The organism is Polynucleobacter sp. 39-46-10 (assembly GCF_002282275.1).
The window spans coordinates 1-2,408 of the sequence record NZ_NCJB01000334.1 but is presented as its reverse complement, the minus strand read 5'-3'; the positions used below and the strand labels follow the sequence as shown (position 1 = coordinate 2,408).

The 2,408-nt window shown below is 48.2% G+C and carries 1 protein-coding gene and 1 pseudogene; one reads left to right on the top strand and one right to left on the bottom strand.

The window, feature by feature from the left end; genetic code table 11:
* Positions 1 to 1,412, top strand: a 1,412-nt coding sequence (locus tag B7X71_RS15295; RefSeq protein ID WP_293601317.1) for a DNA topoisomerase, incomplete at its 5' end; no start/stop codon positions are given.
* 59 nt (positions 1,413 to 1,471) lie between these two features.
* On the opposite strand, the pseudogene B7X71_RS15290 reads toward B7X71_RS15295, so the two are convergent.
* Positions 1,472 to 2,374, bottom strand: a pseudogene (locus tag B7X71_RS15290) (FAD-dependent oxidoreductase); the annotation flags it as partial.
* Positions 2,375 to 2,408: the final 34 nt, after the last annotated feature.

Genomic DNA, 2,408 nt, shown 5'->3' with positions numbered 1-2,408 from the left:
CTCCAAAGAGTCTGAGTGAGCCCGAGCAAAAGCTGTACGACTTGGTTGTTCGTCGTTTCTTGGCGGTGTTTTATCCTGCTGCCGAGTTTCGCGTCACCACTCGTATTACCGAAGCATCAGGTCATCACTTTAAAACCGAAGGCCGTGTTCTAGTATCCCCAGGTTGGCTAACTGTCTATGGCCGATCCAACCAAGCAGATGATGAGTTGGTGGCTGTACAAGAGGGTGAAACCGTACAAACTGAATCTATCTCCGCCATCCCATTAAAAACCAAACCCCCTGCTCGCTATACCGAGGCAACCTTGCTATCCGCTATGGAAAGTGCGGGTAAATGGGTCGATGATGATGAGATGCGTGAAGCCATGGCTGAAAAGGGTTTAGGAACTCCCGCAACCCGTGCGGCGATTATTGAAGGCTTGCTAGCAGAAAAATATATGGTTCGCGAAGCACGTGAGCTGATTCCTACAGCTAAAGCATTCCAATTAATGACGCTATTGCGCGGCCTAGATGTGGAAGAATTAACGCGCCCTGATCTCACGGGCAGCTGGGAAAATAAACTTTCCTTGATTGAACGTGGCGAAATGAATCGCGATACCTTCATGCAAGAAATTGCACAGATGACGCAACGCATCGTCAAGCGCGCCAAGGAGTATGACAGCGATACTATTCCAGGCGACTACGCGACCATGTCTACACCCTGCCCACACTGTAAGGGCGCAGTTAAAGAAAACTATCGTCGCTTTGCATGTGAGAAATGCGGATTCACGATTAGCAAAACTCCGGGTGGGCGTGCGTTTGAATATCCAGAGGTAGAAGAGCTTCTTCGCGAAAAAACCATTGGACCACTGCAAGGTTTCCGCAGCAAGATGGGTAGGCCATTTGCCGCAATTATTAAGTTAAGCGAAATTCCTGAAGATGATGCCGATTATCCAAATGCAGGCTTTAAGCTTGAGTTTGATTTTGGCAATACGCAAGAGGATGAATCTGAATCAATCGACTTTACTGGCCGCCAGGCTTTGGGTGTTTGTCCAAAGTGCTCTGGTGCTGTGTATGAAGATGGCATGCGCTATCTTTGTGAGAACAACACAGGGCCAAATAAATCATGTGATTTCAAAACGGGCAAAGTAGTTTTGCAACAAGAAATTTCTGCGGAGCAAGTTCAAAAATTGCTAGCAGAGGGCAAAACAGATTTGCTAACCAATTTCAAATCCAACCGTACTGGTCGCGGCTTTAAGGCTTATCTTGCTTTAGGCGCAGATGGCAAAATTGGTTTTGAGTTTGAAGCCAAAGCACCTAAGGCTGGTGCTGCTGCTAAAGCGCCAGCGAAGAAACGTGCGGGTGCTAGCGCAGCTACTAAGTCTGCAGCAAAACCTAAGCGTGCCAGCAAAGCAAAGTCGTCTTCAAGCACTTGAGCAGTAATGAGCTTGGCAGCTAAGGCCGACCATAAAACTCCTCTTGAACCCAGGGCTGTTGCTAAAAATATCCCTGGGCGTTGAGTGAGCGCCCCAATAATCGGCAAGCGATCACCTGCAACACAGCGCACACCGACAAAACTTCCTGACTTGTGAAGATGACTAACATCACCCTCTTCATAATCCAATAAACCCTTTGCCTGCTCGCGGTTAAAGTCATCACTTGTATCCCAATCGTGTAGCTCCGACTCTCCTTCATCAAAGCTAGAGCCCACTATCCACTGGTAACTTCCATCGGGTAATTTCTTGGCTGGCAAACAATAGCCATCGCCCGAGATAGCGGTACGAGGTAGTTTTGGGGCCCACGCACTTTTTTCGTCAATCGAAAAAATGCTCAGCTGTCCACGCACCGGCCTCAAGGGAAGTCGAACGTCGATACTTCCAGCTAAATTTTTGGTTTCTAAGGCTGCTGCAATAATGACCTTGTTGGCGGTCATGATGGTAATGCCCTGGGGGTCGATCAATCGCCAGCCCACAGGGGCTTTCTCCAATCGGGCTACTGAAGCATTCCAGCGGCAAGTCAATCTTGGATTGGGGGCCAATGCATCTTGAGTTGCTTCAAACAAATTCAACGATGCACCGCGGGGGAGCCAAATTCCATCTTGAGAAATTCCACAAGCCTCCATTGCCTCATTTGCATACAGAGCTTGCGCTAAACCTTCGTCAAGATTGAGTGATTGCAAATAGCCTACAACATCATCCCGATTAAAAACTTTATCTTTTTTATTTGGTTGAAAGATGCCATGTTGATTCCAGCACTTACCCCAGCGGGCTTCGGCCATTAGAAATGCAATGCGAGTTAAGCGCAATAAACGGGGTGCGCCTCGACCAAAGTGTGGATGAGCAATAGCGTAAGCGTGACTAGAACATGCTGATGCAGGGTGGGGGGCTGAGTCAAGGATACAAACCGTTTGACCGCGTTCAAGCAGTTCATTT